This window comes from Pontiella desulfatans (genome assembly GCF_900890425.1).
Lineage (GTDB): Bacteria > Verrucomicrobiota > Kiritimatiellia > Kiritimatiellales > Pontiellaceae > Pontiella > Pontiella desulfatans.
Map to the genome: position 1 here is coordinate 741,599 of NZ_CAAHFG010000001.1, position 19,806 is coordinate 761,404.

Annotated in this window: 8 protein-coding genes; all 8 read left to right on the plus strand. The window is 50.7% G+C overall.

The window, feature by feature from the left end; genetic code table 11:
* Window positions 1–541 precede the first annotated feature (541 nt).
* The 8 genes from E9954_RS02720 to E9954_RS02755 all read left to right on the plus strand — a co-directional run bounded on the left by E9954_RS02720 (window position 542) and on the right by E9954_RS02755 (window position 19,345).
* Window positions 542–3,433 (plus strand): right-handed parallel beta-helix repeat-containing protein, encoded by a 2,892-nt coding sequence (locus E9954_RS02720; RefSeq protein ID WP_136077702.1) that lies wholly within the window; start codon window positions 542–544, stop codon window positions 3,431–3,433.
* A gap of 72 nt (window positions 3,434–3,505) precedes the next feature.
* The gene (locus E9954_RS02725) at window positions 3,506–5,305 is read left to right on the plus strand and encodes a hypothetical protein (RefSeq protein ID WP_136077703.1); all 1,800 of its coding nucleotides are present in this window, start codon (window positions 3,506–3,508) and stop codon (window positions 5,303–5,305) included.
* A gap of 369 nt (window positions 5,306–5,674) precedes the next feature.
* The gene (locus E9954_RS02730) at window positions 5,675–7,732 is read left to right on the plus strand and encodes a hypothetical protein (protein ID WP_136077704.1); all 2,058 of its coding nucleotides are present in this window, start codon (window positions 5,675–5,677) and stop codon (window positions 7,730–7,732) included.
* A gap of 259 nt (window positions 7,733–7,991) precedes the next feature.
* Entirely contained in the window at window positions 7,992–10,115 is a 2,124-nt protein-coding gene (locus E9954_RS02735; protein ID WP_168441915.1) for a sensor histidine kinase, read from the plus strand.
* Window positions 10,116–10,137: 22 nt separating this feature from the next.
* Entirely contained in the window at window positions 10,138–10,773 is a 636-nt protein-coding gene (locus E9954_RS02740) for a response regulator (protein WP_136077706.1), read from the plus strand.
* Between the two features lie 303 nt (window positions 10,774–11,076).
* Window positions 11,077–11,811, plus strand: coding sequence for a PEP-CTERM sorting domain-containing protein (locus E9954_RS02745; protein ID WP_136077707.1), 735 nt, complete (start codon window positions 11,077–11,079; stop codon window positions 11,809–11,811).
* An 18-nt stretch (window positions 11,812–11,829) separates the two neighbouring features.
* Complete coding sequence (locus tag E9954_RS02750; RefSeq protein ID WP_136077708.1) at window positions 11,830–13,443, plus strand: hypothetical protein; 1,614 nt, start codon at window positions 11,830–11,832, stop codon at window positions 13,441–13,443.
* Window positions 13,444–13,528: 85 nt separating this feature from the next.
* Entirely contained in the window at window positions 13,529–19,345 is a 5,817-nt protein-coding gene (locus tag E9954_RS02755; RefSeq protein WP_136077709.1) for a sulfatase, read from the plus strand.
* Window positions 19,346–19,806: the final 461 nt, after the last annotated feature.

The window sequence follows — 19,806 nt, forward strand, 5'->3', positions numbered from 1 at the left end:
AAAGGCATAAAAGCCTTATTATTAGCCCGTAATAATGAGGCACCTATTAATTCCTATAGGTATACGTATCCAGAATTCTGGGGTAATTTTGAACGATAAGAGAAAAAAGATGCTCTAAATTCGTAACTGTGATTGGCCAATAAGAGGAATGAACGGGTGCAACCGCTTGCTGTAATATCTGATGAAGCAGAACCGGGTATGCAGTGCGGTATGGCCCTCATAAGGTAATTTTATGCATAGACAAATAGGAATGAACGTATTCGGTCTATTGCTGATCTGTGCGGCAGCGTCAAGCGGCAGTGCAAATCTGTTGTTGGATCCGGGGTTTGAGGCGATCAGCGGTACGGAGCCGAATGACGGCACATCGCCCTGGTCAACCGTAAATGAAAACCAGAACGGCAGCTTTGTCACCGGGACGGATAAATACCGGCCCGGAGGAAGCCAATCGGCCAAGTTTACCTTTTATTTTGATGATGGTGCTATCGTTCAGAACCTGACAAACCAGGTTGATTCGACGATGGATTATACGGCATCGATCTGGATGCTGACCGATGAACAGAGCAGCAGTACGAACCATGTCAATGCACCTTCTGTGTCGGTTGAATTATTTACGAGTGTGACTCAGGGATCCGGTTATACGAAGGCCGGAACATTTAATGCGGAAATCCTGAACATTTCCTATGGTACCTGGGAGCAGTTTGTCGGGACGGTTCCGGCGAGTATTTTAAACGATCGCGATGGGGAATATATTCAGATCCGTTTCACCCGGGATAATCCGGATGCCAGCCACAGAATCTGGATTGATGATGCAAGCCTGACCACATCGATCCCTGTTGCAGCAACATTCTATATCGATGCGGTTAGCGGCAGTGATACCAACAATGGAACCAGTATGGCGACGGCCTGGCAGTCCTTGGATCGCGTAAACAGTGAAGCGTATGGCGAGGGGTCTGAGATTCTGTTGAAACGGAATCAAACGCATTTTGGAAAAATTTATTTATCCGGACAGGGCGGATCCTCCAATGCTCCCTTGGTCATTGGTGCGTATGGTACGGGTGAGCGACCGGTTGTAGATGCCGGAGGATATTTAGCCGGGGTTCATATTGAAGACTGCGAACATATTCTGGTGCGTGATCTTGAAATTACGGGCGACAGCACGAATACCGTGGACGGGAGCGATTCCGGGGATCAGTACGGGGTTTATGTCAATGCCACCTGGGGAAACAGCAGTGATTTTATCACCCTGACCAATCTGCATATTCGCGATATTTATCCGGAGACAGATACCGCAAGTGAGGGCGCCAACCCGACGACCTATATTGGAACCGCGATCTCATTTCAAGGCAGCGGCAATACCAGTGTGAGTTATCGGGTTAATGATATTCTGGTGGTGGATTGCACCATCTCCAACGTGGGGTATAAGGCGATATCCATGAACCGCAGTAACCGGATACTGCTTGAACATAATATGATGTGGGATATCGGCGGGCCGGCCCTTCAGCCGGGGCGCTGCAGCAATGTGGTTGTTCGCGGAAATCTGGTGGATAAATCGGGTTCGTTTTCTGACCCGCGCATGCATGGACGCGGCAGCGGGATCTGGCCGTGGACCTGCGATGATGTCCTCATCGAAGAAAATACCTTCATGCATGCCCGGGGTCGGGCGGACTCGTGCGGCGTGCATATTGACTTCGGTAACCGGGACGTGATTGTACAGCGTAACCTCAGCATCGATAATGCGGGAGGGTTTCTGGAAATTCTGGGGAACAACAGCAATTGCACCTATCGGTATAACATTAGTGTTGATGATGGGACCCGGGTGAAGGGTGTTGTTGATCAGGGCACCATTCCCAACAATCAGGACGGTCACATTTTCTGGTTGAGCGGATTTGTGGGATCGGGGAATGATCCGTTTGGACCCTACAACAGTTACATCTACAACAATACGATTTATGTGAACACCAATATTACCAGCACCTTCAGTTTCCAGGAATGGAGCGAAGGGGTATTAATCGCGAACAATATTTTTCATGTGGACGGCGCTACCACCAACATCACCGGCGACTTTGCTGACGACTACACGCCGGAGATGATTGCGGGCGTATTCTGGACCAATAATCTGTATTCCCGTTCCGGCATAATTCCACCCGGTTTCCCGTTTGAAGAAGTCGATCAAACGATTGGCGATCCCAGGTTTGCTCAGGCCGGCGGTTTTAATGCCGTGGACTATGTTCCGGATTCGTCGATCTATGTGGATGATAAGGGCATCGTGATCACTAACATTCCCGGAGATGTTATTGGGATTGTCGGGGGACTTGAGATGACGGAGGACTTTTTTGGAAATCCGATCACTGGTGCTCCCGACATGGGGGCGATTGAAATGGCGCTTCCATTGGAACAGGAAGGCATACTGGCTGGCTGGAACTATTTCGCGCCGAACAATAATGTGGTGAATGATTATGTGGATGACTCCACGCCTGATGTCGCGAGACCCGGGATTTTCGGCTTAATCGGAGGGGAAGTGAATCCCGAATTTTCTTCGACAGGAGGTGGTTCTCGTTCCGCACCCGCTTATGACCAGATCGGGTTCGCATTCGGTGGCCTGGTTGGAACCGGATCGGATGATGCCGAGGCTTCCGGCGTTCAGCTGACTCGCGATTTTGACGGGAACAACCATAGAGAACGTCTTGATTTGAAGGTCACCAACACTACCGGCGATGATATTGAAGTGAACGGTATTCATTTTGACATTAAGACGAACTTCAAAGGTGGTCAGGCTGTGACCAACTACGGAACGGTTAAAGTGATTCATTTTACCCCGGTCAGCGATTTGAACGATGCTTTCGCGTGGCGGACAATCGGCGAGTCAAATTTGTATAACTTTGCCTGGCAGCATATTGACTATACGACGGATGCTATGGCTGATGTGATTCTGGAAACCGGCGAAACCGCCTCGTTCCGTATTGAGATCGACTGGGCCGATCCCGCCGCAACCGGTGACCCAACATGGTTCGTGGATAACGTGGCCATTTCCGGTTTTGCGGTGAATCCCGGTGAGCCGGGATATTCCTCCTGGGCGGCAGAGTACGGCCTGCTGGAAGATGAGAATGGGGATGATGACGATGATGGGCTGCTGAACCTCTATGAATATGGTCTGGGTGGTAATCCGACCAACGGATTTGTGGATGGGCATATTCCAGTGTTTGGAAAAGCTGAGTCGGGGATGCAGTTTATTCACGTTCAGCGCAACGACGATACGAATCTGGTCTATGAACTGGAAACGTCGGTTGATCTGATTTCCGGGACATGGACCAATGCGGGTTATGAAATTTCAGGAACCAATACCCTGTTTGGAGAAGACTTTGATGAAGTCACGAATGCGGTGCCGACTGATGTTTCTCAAAAATTCATCCGTTTAAATATTACCTCTCAGTAAAGGTAGGAATATATAAATCAATGTAAGGAATAGGGAGATTTATACGAACGATTGAAAACAGCAGGAGGAAAAATGAAAAAATCAGCGGTAATTAAGTCGTGTATATTATTAACGGGAATTTGTGCAATCGGACCCGTTTATGCCGATTTTGTCAGTGGGCCAGGCGGAGGTTCGGTCACCGAGTCCAACAATTGGAGTAAAGGTGTTTTTGATCCAACGGAAAATCCGGTGACTGTAACCTCTACCGGAGATAATGAAGATCTCATTGGTGGTGATCGAATCATGTACCTTCTCTCTGATTTTGCCACATTTAATAATTTTTCGCTCGGTGCCACTAGCAATACAAGAGGTGGCCACCTCGTAATCTCAAATGGAACTTTTACGGCAGAAAATGTGAGGATAAACCAGAATACAGGAGCGATTGCGGATGCCTGTACGCTCACACAGCTGGGAGGGACGGCAAACATTGGCGTGCTGAATATCGGGTTGAATACATCAGGCGAAGCCACCTACACGGTTGCCGGTGGGATACTCAATGTTACAGGATCCATCAACTTTACCGACGGACAGGAAAATCAGGAACATACCCTCGAGATTGATGGGCAGGGTGCTTCAAGTATAACGGTTGGAGGGGATGTTTTCCTCGGAGCAGGAACCGGCATCGCGTATCAGAATATACGCTTCAATCTTGGACCGACCGGAATTACCCCGCTTCAAATTACCGGCAGCATTTTTGCGGATGAACAGTCGGAATATATCATCGATGGAGCCAACTACACGGGAGGCGAGAACAGTATTACGCTTTTGACTGCTGGTAACTTCTTTGCATCGCAGTCCAATTCCGTGACTGTTACGTTCCTGAATTTTAATGATTACATTCCGTCGTTATCCTTTGTGAATAAGGAATTGACCCTCACGATCATCGATAACCCTTATCCGGAGCTGTTGGAGGATCCGAGTTTTGAAAGCCTGGTCGGCAGTGAGCCCAATTCAAATTCAGTGCCTTGGTTCACCATTGGTGAGGAAGGGGGGAATCCGAACTTTTCAGTCATCACGGAAACAGTGTCGTCCAATGTTCTTACCGGTTCAACTGCCGTGAAATTTAACTATTACTTCGATAAGGTTGCCGTCGTACAGAATACCGGTTTACAAATTGCTCCCGGTGAGTTTTTTGAACTGTCGGTCGCAAAGCTGATCACCGAGCCGAGTTCAAATACCGGGGTTCATGTCAACGCGAGTTCGGTGAACCTGACGGTCTGGACCAGCGATAATGCAGAGTCCAATTATGTGTACCGAATCGGTTCCTTCGGCAATCTCGTGACCAACGAAAATGAATACCAGCAGTTTGTATTTCCATTCTCCACGGCCGACCTGATCGACAACGGGGCCGAGGTAGGCGATTACATGCAGATACGTATTGCCAAAGCCAATGAAAATGCAACGCATCGCATTGTCATTGATGACGCCTCGTTCAAGCAGACGCCGGTCGTGACCAATAGCTATGCCTCCTGGGCATCGGATTGGGGCGTTGATATCGGAGCAGAATCGGAAGACTATGATCATGACGGTTTGATTAATCTGTATGAATACGGCCTCGGAGGAAATCCCACTAACGGATTTGTGAATGGAAATCTTCCAACCTTTGGAAAAGACGGAGCTGATTTTGGCTACGTTTATGCCCAGCGCAGTGATGATCCCACATTGACCTATTATTTGGGAACTGATGATGATCTTGTTGCAGAACCGGGCTGGACCAACAGCGGATATACGGTCGAGGGGACCAACGTCACCGGCGGAACGTTTGATGAAGTGACCAATTCAATCCCCACAGCAGATCCTCAAAAATTTATCCGGTTGTTTATAGAGAACTGATTCCTGATGGTTCTGTGATGTCTCCTGCCGACGCATGTCGGCGGGGGATGTGTTCAAGAATCGAAACCTGCTTCCTTTAGTGGGGGAAGCTATTTTGATCTCACTATCAGAACTGATAGTTGACGCAAACGTTCTGACAAACCTATTCTTCTGATCCATCATGGGGATCAACGCAGATTTCACGGGAAGATTGCCGGATTTGTCCTCTTTCATCGTTTTTCGGTGACAAGAAACGCGTGTTTAACCGGAATCCGACTATGGAGGAGCTGCGGTTTGACCCTGAAGAGGACCGGCAGACGCCATGTACTTATCTCGTTCAGACGACGATGGGTGGTTGAGCTCATGCTGTACTGGTTGTTGGGAGAAGAGATGATTCGAAATAGTATCGTTATGAGTATGGCCCTCATTATGGCGGGGCGTGTATGCGCAGTGACTCCGATGCCGGAGCAAATGCTGATTGATTTTGAGCAGGGTTTTGATGAATCCCGAATGAGCGTGGATGAAGGACGCGCCCGAATTGTTGAGGTTAATGGAGGCTTCGCACTTCAGCTCGACGCGGCTCCCAATAAACGTGTAAAGGTGCGGCTCCGGCCGGAATCCGGAACATGGAACCTGAAGGATTATGTCAACCTTGCGGTTGATTTTGAAAATCCCGGTGATCATGAGGCCTGGTTCCGAATGCTGATCAAGGATGCGGGCACGAAAGATGATTCGTGGTATCGCCCTAACCTTTCCCACAATGGATGGGTTAAGCCGGGGGAGATCCGTGTATTTCCCGCGTTGCTGGTGCGGCATAAATATAAGAATAAGGCCGTGCGCCCTGATTATATGGATCGTTTCCCCAAAATGCATGGTTTGCCGCATGCCCAGATGCTGGTCTGGTTTGGCGTTGATGTCACGCAGGTGAGCGAAGTGGTGATTAGTCTTGAACCGAAGGAGGTTCACCAGACGCTGCGTATTGATAATCTCCGGGGGAGTCGTCGCGCTTCACCTGAACTACTGGAAAATGATCCCGAGGCGTTTTTTCCCTTCATTGATGTGTATGGGCAGTATATGCATGAAGAGTGGCCGGGTAAGATCCATTCCGATGAAGATCTGGTCAAAGCGCGTCTGGCGGAGAAAAAGGATTTGGCGGCCCATCCCCGTCCTATGTCGTATAACCGGTATGGCGGCTGGAAAGATGGGCCGACGTTTAAGGCAACCGGACATTTTCGTGTGGAGAAAATTGACGGAAAATGGTGGTTCATCGATCCGGAAGGAAAGCTGTTCTGGTCCGCGGGCAGCACAAGCGTCGGCCGTCCGGTGATGAAGCTGGACTTGAGCCTGAAGCGGCATTTTTACGATGGATTGCCGGATCCGTCCGATCCGGTATTGGGTGTATTCTATTCCCGGAACGGCATGGATTATGAATCGATGAGCACGGTGCTCTATAAAAAATACGGCGATAACTTTAAAACGGATGCCGACGAAATATCCCTCCGCCGTATGCGGTCCTGGGGAATGAATACCCTCGGGGCCTGGTCTAAGGTTGCTGCAGTCCAGCCGGCCGAACTGAAGATGCCGTATACCTGGATCCTCTGGGTTCCTGAAACCCTGAAGCCGGTGCATAAGCTGTATGATCCGTTTGATCCTGAATTTGAAGTCAGGCTGATAAAAGCGGTTCGGTACCATGCAGAAACCATTAACGACCCGTACTGCATCGGATATTTCTGCAACAATGAAATTCATTGGGGCGAAGACCCGCAGGAGGTGGTTCGAAATATCCTGGCCTGTGATGATGGCGTTCATGCAAAACAGGCGGCTATACGCCATATCCGCGAACGGGGCGGGGAACCATCGGAACCCGGTGATGAGGATTTACTCTCATTCTACCGCCACTTGCTGGATACCTATTACCGCCGTGCGCGATCAGCCATCAAATCAGTTGCACCCGATAAACTTTATCTAGGCAGCCGCATTCATGATGGAGCCATGCGCAAAGAAGTGGCCAGTGCGGCGGCCCGGCATTGTGACGTTGTGAGTATCAATGTGTATGAAAAAGATCTGGATCAGTTCAATATCCGGAATCCGCGTGATGTTCCGTTCTTTCCGGAAGATAAACCGTTCATCGTAGGCGAATTCGATTTCGGGTCACTGGATCGCGGTAAGTTTTTTGCCGGTATCGGTTTTGCGGCGGACCAGCGCAATCGTGGTGAAAACTATGTTCATTTTATGAAGAGCGGGTTGAGGAATCCGCGCTGTGTCGGTGCGCATTGGTTCAGCTATGTTGATTCTGCAACGGGAAGCCGCTATCAGGATGCGGAGAATGCAAACTGCGGATTGATTGACTCCACGGATTCGCCCTATCCGGAACTGATCGAAGCGATTCGCGGTTTTGCTCCGGAGATGTATCCGTATCGCAGAGATTGCAAATTGGTAACGGAATGAGTGGTATTACGCTTGGGCCTGTGCCAAGGGTGAACGCTGAAAATTTGGTGTATTCAGTCAAACGTGGAGCCCGGTTTCGTTCTAATGGTTCTCCGCTGCGGACTCCAAGGGCCATAGGCTATCGATTATAAAAGGAAATTTCTTTCTTCATCTGAAGCTGGGCGGGAGTTGTCCTGTCTTGAGATCGTGTCCGTCGATCTTCTTTTCTTTAGTCGGACATTTGGTTACGTTATTTGATATGCGAAGAAAAAGGAAAATAGTGTTTTGGATCCTGGTCCTGTTGTTATCAGGTCTGACTCCGGCAATCAGTCAGGTGACGGGTGCAGTTGATCTCAGTTTTTCTGATGAGGCCGGTGAAACGTCAGTACAGAAAGAATCCTACAGCAGAAGGTTTCTGCCGGGGCGGATCCGGGGCCTGAAGGCGGAGCAGGAAATGCTGCGGAAACAAATTTCTGCACTTCCTCAGCATACCCCGAAACCGCTGTCCGACCGGCGTGGATATCATTCCGTGCCGATCGAGATCCCGTCGGATGATGTGCAACGAATTGACATACAGTTTGCATTTCATTCTAAACTGGATTCAATTGCTCTTATGCCGGCGCTGGTTGCTGCAGATACCGGGCTTGAATCATATGCCTTTCCCAAACGCTTTAAAATTGAGGTGCTGGAAAATCGCGGGGTGTGGATTGGTGGAGATCCTGGTCGGTGGGAAGAGCGTCCTGATGAGGCCGAGTGGGTCGAAGTGGTCAACTGGATGAACCGGGACTTTCCTGATCCTGGCCCTTATCCGGTTTTTTTCGAATGTTCGGGTCAGAAAGTATATCAGGTCCGCATATCGTTCCCGAAGGGAAGTGCTGCATCTATGGGGGATTTTCACGCGCTCGGTGAACTCTACCTTTTCCGCCGCGACATGAAGGAGCGAATGAGTGACAACATGATGGGATGGGGAGCTGATGTGAAAGTTAATGCATCCAATTCTCTATCTAAACCTCCGTTGTGGGATGTGCAGTATCTAAAAGATGGTTTTGCCGGTCTTGGGCTTCCTCTCAGCGAAGAAATTGCCGCTGTGGATGACCTCATGATTTACTGGGATGATGGAGAACCCTGTGCTCCCGTCGAGATAATGTTGGATCTGGGTGAGGTGCGGCAGGTTGGAGGGTTGCACATTTGGCCGGCGGAGGCTCCGCATGGGATGGAGGTTCCACTGTTTGGTTTCCCGGGAAAGGTGAAGGTGGAGTTTTCTGCGGATCGGAATTTTAAAGAAGTCCGCATGGCGGAAGTCAGCAATGCCCGCCAGCAGATGTATCGGGACAATCTCCTGATAATGGCTACGCGCGCCTACGAAGCCCGATATGTCAGGGTGACGCTGGATGATTTTACGATGTACCAGAACCGTAAAATTCTCGGATTGGGTGAAATACGGGTTGGAGAATACAATACGGTTTGGTCGACGGGCTGCGCGATATCGGGAACCGGCCTGCCCGAATGGGCCTTGGACCAGCTTCCCCGGCTTGTCGATGGGTTCAGCCGGGGCCGTCGAATTCTGTCGGAATCGGAACGGATCAAAGGCCTGGCTATGCGCCGCCCGTTAGACATGCGTCTGAAGGAAGTGGAACGGGAACTGGTCCTTGCTGAAAATGCATGGCGCGTTCTGCAGCTTCGGCTCAGTATAGCCGGCGGTGTTCTGCTCCTGTTGGTGTTGTTTCTGGTATGGCGCAGTCAGCAGCGGAAACGTAAAAAGGAATTGAGCACATTAAGGCAGCGCATCACCCGGGATCTGCATGATGATGTGGGCAGCAGTCTCGGTGGTATTTCGCTGATGTCCACCAAGCTTGAGACGATGGCTGTTAATCAAACGGTTAAAGAAGAGCTTGGGGGCCTGGCCCTAATGGCGCGCGAGGCCTGCTCATCCCTGCGTGAGGTGGTTTGGCTCACCGACCAGGAGGTGATTCTTCTGCCGGCCCTGCTGGAGAAAATGATGGAACGGGCTCAACGTACGTTGTACGGGATGGATCTTACGGTTGATATCGGTTCAAACATTCCGGAGGTGGAAGTGGGATGGAATGTCAAACGGCATCTGATCATGTTTTTCCGTGAGGCCATTCATAATTGCGCCCGGCATTCAAATGCGGACAGGGCGGAGATTTCGGTATGTGCAGACAACGTGGAGCTTCAGATTTCCATTCGGGACTATGGCTGCGGGTTTGACCCGGCTGAAAAGAATAAGGGCTGGGGTCTTGAGAGTATGAAAAAAAGGGGGGAAGAGTTGGGGGGCGATGTCTCCTTGATCTCGGCCCTTGGAGAAGGTACGTCTGTGATTTTACGTGTGCCGCTGAGTAAACTCTCGAAAGAACCCGCTAAAGCGTATAAAACATCGAACTGAATGTGTGAATAAAGGAGACGCTATGATCCCCATCACCCTGTGGATTGTTGAAGATGATGCCGGTTACCGGCGTATGCTGCAGCAGATTTTAAACTGGACCGACCATATTACCTGTGAAGAGATTTTTCCTTCCTGCATTGAGTTTTTCGATGCGCTGAAAAGCGAAAAACATCCGGATATGGTGCTGATGGATCTCGGGCTGCCTGAAATGGGGGGCGTGGAAGGCATTAAAAAGCTGGCCCAGGTAGCGCCCGACATTACGGTAATGGTGCTGAGCGTTTTTCAGGATAAAGAAAACGTATTGCAGGCGCTGGAGGCCGGGGCAAGCGGGTACCTGCTGAAAACCGCTTCTGATGAAGATATCGTCAAAGGCATCAATGATATATTTATGGGCAAGGCCTCCCTCAGCCCGGCGGTTGCAAAAATTGTGCTGGATTCCATGCAGCAGCCGGTTCCGGAAAAACAGTTTGATCTTTCCGAGCGCGAAATCCAGGTACTCGAAAAGCTTGCTGACGGCCTGGCATCCAAAGAAATTGCCGGATTACTCGGCATCAGCACCCCCACGGTAAATTTTCATCTCAAGAACATCTACAAGAAACTGGATGTGCCGTCTCAGTCCGGCGCCGTAGCCAAAGCGCTTCGCTCAAATATTATTTAGCCCTTTTCCGTAAACGTCTTTGCTGCTGATTGGGCTTTGTTCCATCGGGCAGTCGAGCTCCAGTTATAACGGTGAATTCATACGGTTACCGATTTTTCCTTCGGGCTTTTTGTTAACGAATATCATTTTAAATGGTGTTCTGTTCCATAGAGAGCACCTTTGCTTACCTCCTATTAATTCTGATAGTTGCGCGAAAACTGTCAGCATCTGTATACCTATATCCAACATCAATCAGCTGTTTTCATGAGGTTGAGGATGTAGGTCCAGTGAATCGTGGAAATGATAAAATAGAAGAGGTATATAATGAGAAATATAGGAATGATAATTGCGGCATTAACGGTTGCAGGTGCGGTGCAGGCGGATATAGTGGGATCCTGGTATGCATTTGATGCTGCCAACAACTCCCAGCACACGGAAGCAGCGGACTCGACCGCATCAGGCTGGACCGCAAATTTGACAACCAGTGAGAGAGGTTCGCAACAGGTTGCGGCCACTCAGTCGGCCACGCTGGATGCCGGGGCGACCGGCCCGGTCGTTGATCCGGGGTTGGGTGACATATCCGGCCTGCAGGCCAACATAGCCAATACAGGCAATGCGACCACAACCTTTACGTTCCTGAACAGCACCGGCGCGGATGTTGATTTGGAGAACTTTTTCTATGATTACAAAAAAACCGCGGCAGGTGCCGGTACATCGGATACCACGGATTGGGGCGATATTGATCTGATCGCTGTTTCAGGAATCACGGGTGCGACAGACGGATCGACCTTGCATTCCAGAGATATCGGTACCCCTAATTATTTCAGCCAGGGTGTTGATATCGATCTGTCCGGTTATTCCATTGCGAATGGAGCCACCGCGACATTTACCATGGTGGTGACCTGGGATGGCTCAACGGCCCCCGCCGATCCGACCTGGCACAAGTCTGTCACGTACGACAATATCGCATTGACCGCAATTCCGGAGCCAACCACGCTTGGTTTGGTGACCGCGTTCGGTGGAGCGGTTCTTTTTATCCGTCGCAAAATCGCGCTCTAAACAACGAGGAGAAATGAGATGATGAAATGGAAGTATATTGTAAGTGCAGTCGTGGCAGTATCTACGGGGTCCGCAATGGCGGAACAGGGAATTATCAGCGTCAACTATGCGGCGAATACTGCTAATGCTGACCAAACCATCGATGCCGGAGAAACCTATGGAATTTCGGCCCTGGGTACGGTGGTGAGTAACTGGCATAATGTTGGATACAATGCGGTGGGTGATGCAATCTGGGATGATGGCTCAACCAGCACCGTAGGTGCTGTAGTGAGTGCACCCGGCGGGATGTCGACGCATCATGGAACTAACACCAATATGGCCAATACCGTCCTGTATGCCGGGCCTACGCGTTGGGGAGGGAACGATCCCTCATTTACCATTTTCGGGATGGCCAATAATTTCTCAAACGGGTACAGCGTTATCGTCTATTTGACCGGTAAGAGCTGGTCAGGGGATGCGACGATCAGCGACGGTACGACTACGTACTACTATAATACTCCCAATACGTACGCCACCAACTTGATTGAGACCACGAACACGACAGGGGTAACTGTTCCTCAGGCGACCTATGCCGTCTTTAAAAACCTCAGTGCAAATGCACTTCAATTTACGCTGAGTGGTGTTGCTAATGGGACCTCCATCGGAGGCTTCCAGATTATCGGTGAAAAGGGATCCTTCGAAGTGCCGCCTCCGGCCGGTGTTGTTGCCGGCTGGGATGCCGGAGCTACACTCAGTTATAAACTGCCCGACGCGGTCGGTAATATGTGGGGCGGCCCCTGGCCGGCCAATGCCTTTGCAGGATCACTGGACGGCACCTTTGGAACCCAGGCCGGTGCCACGGATCTGTTCACCATGTCGACTGTGCTCAATAACGTGACAAACGGGAACGAAACAATAAATATCACGGTCAGCTATGAAGATGCAGTTCCGGTGCGCATTGATTCTCTTCATTTTGACATTGGCCGACAATCAAATGCATTCGATACGGTAACGCTCTATGAACTCACCGGGCCGACCACGAATGCTGTTACGAACCTGATCTACACCGCAAGCGGTCTTCCGGTTACGGGTTCAACGGGTAACTTTAATGATATTGATATTATGCTGACCAATATTTCCGACAATGTGCTGGCCGACGGCCAAAACCTGCGGTTCCTGTTGGTGGGATCCGGCGCGGTATCCAATGATGCTAATATTTATCTGGATAATACCGCCTTCTTCGGGGAACCGATCAGTCATTATGAAGGCTGGGCTTATACTTATGGGGATATCGGTTCGGATACTGACGATCCGGATGGCGACGATCTGAATAACTTTGGCGAATATGCCTTCGGAGGAAATCCGACTAATGGAAACAACGTGGGTTATCTTCCCTATGCCGCAGGTCAGGCAACGGATGGCATGACCAACTATATTGAATATGTCTATACCAAACGGGTAACTGACGGCAGCTCGGTTAACTATAAAATAGAACAGCGGTTCGATCTGTCCTTAGGGGACTGGACCAACAGCACAGATGCTATTGAAATGGGAACGGGTATCGTGGTTTCCAACCAGTTTGAATCGGTTACCAACTGGATTCCGACGGATGGAAAAACGACTGAATTCCTGCGGGTAAATGCAGAACAGTAGAATGGTTTGATCAGTCGAGAGAAAGCACTGTCTGGAAACGGGCAGTGTTTTTTTTAAGAACTATGTAAAAGAGTGGAGAGAGAAGATGTGGAAAAGAATTGCAGCATTGTCTGCAGCCTTATTCATTGCGGTTGCCGGATATGGACAGGTTTCCAGCGACCTGAATGTCGTTCTGATTATCTGCGATGATCTGAATGATTATGAAGGCTTTTTCGGCGGGCATCCGCAGGCGCTGACGCCGAATATGGATGCGCTGGCGGCTTCCGGCATCACCTTCATCAATGCCCACAGCAGCGCACCCATTTGCGCCCCCAGCCGTTCATCCTTTATGACGGGCATATACCCGCACACATCCGGCAACTATGCCTTTGGCACATGGTATGAAAATGAGGTGCTGAGCAATTCAAAAACCCTGATGCATTATTTCCGCGATAACGGCTATGGCGCTTACGGTACCGGAAAAATAATGCATCACCGCCTGAATAGTGAATGGACGGAATACGGTAGTTTTGGCCGAGCCGGGCCGGTGGCGTTTGACGGGACCGATGTCGCGGCTCATCCGGGCGTACCGTCACCGTTTAATGAAATCGGCATTCTGAATGGAACGGTCTGTTCGCTGACCAATGTTCCGAGTGTCAACGGTTATACGGGTTGGTATAATTCCAACTGGGCCGGTTCGGGACCCTATCACTACATTGATGATACGAATCGTGATCCCATGCAGGACGAAGAGTCGGCTATCTGGGCGACGAACAAAATTGCACAGCTCGATGCGCAGGGTACGGACACTAATTTTTTCCTTACGATTGGTTTTTCAAATCCGCACACCCCGCTCGTTGCACCCCAGAAATATTTTGATCTGTTTCCGACCAATACGCTGGTGCTGCCGCCGCGTATTTCAAACGATTTGGCCGACTGTTATTTTACAGATAATTTCGGTACCAATACCGGCGGTCAGGTTGCATACCGGGCCATGCAGGATTCCTGGCCGACCTTTGAAGCGGGGCTGAAAGTGTATCTTCAGGCCTATCTGGCCTGTGTAGCATTTGTTGATGACCAGGTCGGCGTCGTAATGAATGCCCTCGACAGCAGTCGCTTTGCATCCAATACGATGGTGATTCTTACCAGCGATCACGGCTATGATTTCGGAGAAAAGGAAAGCATTGCCAAAGACACGCTGTGGGAAAACAGCACCCGTGTGCCGATGGTCTTCCGCGTTCCCGGCCTTGAAGCCCAGGCTGGAAAGACGGTGGATGAACCCGTCGCTTTGATTGATCTCTATCCAACGATTATGGATCTGTGCGGCCTTACCGGCGATACCAAAAAGAATGCCTCCGGTGCCGATCTGGATGGGCACAGCATGAAGCCGTTGCTGGTGGATCCGGATGCCGGTATCTGGACCGGTCCCGATGTGGCCCTTTCCATGGTCACGAGCTACGGCGGATTGCCGGAACAGCAGAACTATTCCGTTCGCTCGAAAAACTGGCGCTACATCCGCTATGAAGACGGGCAGGAAGAACTCTACGACACGACGAATGACCCGCACGAATGGACGAATGTGGTCGATTCGGCCGATTCGGCCGTGCAGGCCAAGCGTGATGAAATGGAGGCAGAACTCTTTACATTGGTTCCCGGGTTTCTTTCAACAAACGATAACCTGTTAAACGATCCCGGTTTTGAAAGTATTTCCGTCTCAGAGCCCGATGCGGGAACTGCCCCCTGGTTTAGCATTAATGAAGATAATGTGTGGTCCTATCGTCAGGACGGAGCCTATAAACATTCCGATACGCAGTCTTTGACCTTTAAGCAGGTGTGGGATGTCGGGTCGGTCGCACAGAATCTCCCGGTGCCTCTGGCCTCCAACACAACGTATCATGCCTCATTCTGGATGCTCAGCCATAGTCCCGGAGCGCTCAATGGGTCATCCACCATTGAACTTGAGCTGTTCAGTTGTCCGACGGTTGATGGAACCTACTCGCATAGAGGATCCTTTGTGGTGGGTCAGAACAGTACGTCGAATACATGGGAACAGTTCTCCGGTACGATTGATGAAGCTGCACTGGCCGGTTTTGAAGGAGAGTTTCTTCAATTCCGAATTTCACGCCCTGCCGGTGGAATTAAATACCTGATCAATGTGGATGATGTGGTGTTAACCGCTGAATCGATTGCACCGCCTGAACCGCCGTCTTCCACCAATACCGGCAATATCATCAGTGTGAATGTCTTTCACAATGCGGGGCCGGGCTGGAACTTTGATAAAGAAACGCTCGAAACCAATGAAACGTATGGTATCTCATCACTGGGCACGGTTGTGGGAAACTGGAATAACACCAATGCCGCGATGTCCAACCTCGTATGGGAGGATGGTAATCCAAGCTCGGTAAGTTTCTCCAAATCGGCAAGTACCTATGCGACCTGGAAAGCCGCTCACAATGACACGCCTTTGCGGGCCGGTGTCGTGGCCTGGACCAATGGGTCGGCAACCGTCACCCTGAATAATCTTAATGCCAATTTTACCAACGGCTATGCCGCGATTGTGTATCTGAGCGGTGAAGAGGCCAATGCCGGTGCGCGAATTAGCGACGGTACCTCGACCTTCTGGTATAAAACGGCGACCCCGGCATCGGGAATACTTACACGAACCTTCGATATAACAGACGCGGATGGAATCGATGAAGCCAGCTATGCGGTATTCGGCAGTGCGGCCAATCCGCTCACGAACGATGTGGTAACCCTTACGCTGGATAGCGCGATGGGCGGTTCGGCCTTTATCAGTGGTGTACAGCTCATCGAAGCGTCATCCGTTCCCATTGTTGAACCGACTCTTTCCGATCTGTCGTTAATCGATTTTGACAGCCCGCTCAGCCCCGGGCAGTTGGTGGTAGAAGAGGGGGGCGCGACCGTGGTTTCATCGAACGGCACCAGTGCATTGCAATTGACCGCTGCCGTGGGGGAACGGGTTAAGGTTCGACTTCGCCCGGCATCGGGGAGCTGGGACTTGATGGATTATGTCAATATGACGATGGATTTCCAAAATCCAGGCAATAATGAAGTCTGGGTTCGTATTCTGATTAAAGATTCCAGTACAGGTGCAAACGATATCTTTTATATGCCCAGCTGTTCGCACAATGCCTGGGTGCAACCGGCCGAAACGCGTATCTTTAATGCGATGATGCCGAGACACAAGTTCAAGGGTCCCGGCCAAGTGCCAGGATATACTGACCTGTTTCCTAATATGAATGGTCTGCCGCATGCCCAGCCGCTCGTCTGGTATGGTGTGGATGTCTCGCAGATCACAGAAGTGGTCCTGCAGCTCGAACCGCAGGAGTATGCGCAGACGGTGCAGATTGATAACCTGCGCGGAAAGCGCCGTGCTGCGCCACTGGCACTGGAATCAGATCCTACAACGAACAGTACCTTCTTTCCGTTTATCGATGAATACTTCCAGTATAAGCATGAAGACTGGCCGGGAAAAATTTCATCCGATGCTGATCTGACAGCGGCGAAAGCGGCCGAAGATGCCGACATGGCCGCCCATCCAAGAACGATGGAATATAATGAGTACGGCGGTTGGGCCAATGGGCCGACGCTACCGGCTACCGGTCATTTCCGGACTGAAAAAATTGATGGAAAATGGTGGTTTGTTGATCCGGCCGGTAAGTTGTTCTGGTCGCTGGGCTGCACGGATGTCGGACTGACCGAGGAGTTGATAGATGTATCCAGCCTGAAAAACCATTTCTATGAGGCGCTTCCTGCACGGAGCGATCCGGTGTATGGCGCATTTTATACCCCTACGGGTTCAGGCCTTCCTTCCGGGGACTATTTTAAATCGTTCTATCCCATCCTCTACAAAAAATACGGTGCTGATTTTGAAACCGACTTTCACGAACGCTCACTTGAGCGCGCCCGCAACTGGGGGCTGAATACACTGGGCGCCTGGTCTGGTGGATCGAATGGCCAGCCGGCCGGACTGGAAACGCCCTACGTAAAAATTATTTGGACTCCGGGCGTTACGATACCGACTATGGACAAGCTGAATGATCCGTTTGATGCTGATTTCCGTAATGATGTGATTACTGCGATCGGGTGGACCGGCGATGCCAAAGACGATCCCTATTGTATTGGGTTCTTTGACCAGAATGAAATCGAATGGGGCAATGATGCGGAACAGGAAGCACGCGATATCATGGAACAGTGCGGCTCCGGCCTCGCCGCCAAAGTGGCCATGGTCGATTTCATGGAGACGGCCTACGGCTCTATCTCAGCCGCAAACGCGGCCTGGGGCTCTTCCTATGGAAGCTTTAACGACCTGCTGCCCGCGCTGGGTAGCGGAAGCTTTAACTGGTCTGGTGCCGGCGGGGATATGAAGGCTTTTTATGCGCATCTGACGGATACCTATTACCGTGAATTCCGGGCCGCAATGAAGTCGGTGGCTCCTCAGAAGCTTTATGTTGGAAGCCGGATTAAAGGATCGACCATGCTGAAGGAAGTTGCATCAGCAGCGGCTGCGCATTGTGATGTGGTCAGTTTCAATATCTACCAAAAGGACCTCTATGAATTTCAGGGGGTAACGGCGGAGAATAAGCCGTTTTTCCCGGAAGATAAGCCGTTTTTTGTGGGCGAATTCAACTTCGGGGCACTGGACCGAGGGAAATTCTGGACGGGCATTGAATATGCGGCGGATCAGCGCAACCGCGGCGAGGCGTATAGGCATTATGTCCGCAGTGGACTTGAGGATCCGCGATGTGTCGGCGCGCACTGGTTCTCCTATATAGATGGGCCGCTGGCCGGGCGACCTAAGGATTCCGAGAATGCCGCCAAGGGCCTGGTCGACGGCTGTGACACGCCGCATCAGTCGATGGTGGATGCTATCCGCACGGTCAGTGCGACGATGTATGATTATCGCTATGCGGACTCTGTTTACACCCCCCCGGAAGTTTCGCCTCTATTGGCCAATTGGCAGTTTGACGAGGCGGCCGGAGCCATTTCTACAGCACACAACGCGGCCGGGTTGGCGGTGTGGACTGACGAGGCGGACTGGATGTTGAATGGTAATGGACAGGCCGAGGTTTCAGGCGTGGTGAATGAGCGTCATGCCGCACCTTTTACAGCGGTAACAAATGGGAATGTCTTCATGCGGATTGACTATGCCGTGTGGAACTTTGATGGCGACTGCCAGATCCGCGCCGGGTTTGAACTGGATAACCAGGAGGTGTATGTGCGGCTTCGAGGCCGGGCGAATAATGCCTTCTTCGGCGTGGGTAATGCCAACGATCAGGGTATCTCAGGGAATTCGGCTGACGGAATGAGCCTTATTCTGGGAGTTAATCTGGATGCAGATACCTTTTCGTTGTGGTGGGATGACGGGCGAAACGGAACGTACATGCTTCTTTATGCCGATACCGCGTTGAGCATTGCTGCGGCCTCGGTTGCTGCGCCGTATTTCCGAAATACGCAATTCACCGGGGTAAATGCAGTCGGAATAGACATGCTGCTTTATGGTACGAATTTTAATGATGTTGCGAACTTCAGTCTTTCACCGTATCAAATCTGGATGTCGGGGTATCAGCTTACCGGAACTGATGATGACGGGGATGGTCTGAATAACCTCGCCGAGTTTGCGCTGGGCGGTAATCCGACGAACCCGTCTGAGAACGGCTATGTTCCAGTATTTGGAAAAGGGATGTCCAATATGGTCTATGTCTATCCGCGCCGCAAAGATGCCGGATTGACCTACTGGCTGGAGACCAGCACGAACCTGGTTTCCGGTTCATGGACCAATGCTGGATACAGCGAGATTCCGGATGTCGGGACATATGATATGGATTTTGAAGCGGTCACGAATGAAGTGCAGGACGGGGAACCGCAGACATTTATTCGCTTGCGGGTTAAAGAAGATTGATTCGGGCCGTTTCATATAACCGAACGGCCTGAAACATGTCTGGAGTATGATGGAATATTCATCCCGATCCGTTGGTTTATGGGTTGTTGAAATCCGCTGGCCGGAAGAAGCCTCCTATTAATTCTGATAGATGTCATTTCCGGCATTCTCTGTCACTATATATCCCAGTCTGAACTCCGACTGGATTTAATACTCCGGGAGGTAGGGGAAAGGCACTCTCGATGGAATGTTTTGAGGAGGCGATGGTGAATAGAAAAAAAAGGGGTCAGTCCTCGGATTTAAGTATTTTACTGCCACCCCTGCCATTTGTGACGCTGCTCCGTTCCCGCCATTCTTCCAATCTTTGAAAAAGCTTCTACTGGATTTCGAGAAAGATACCAGTTCTATTATTTCATCATTTCTCAGCGCGGGGGAGTGGAGCAGGAACCAGTAATTTAATGTTCTAGATGCGGTCTCCCCCT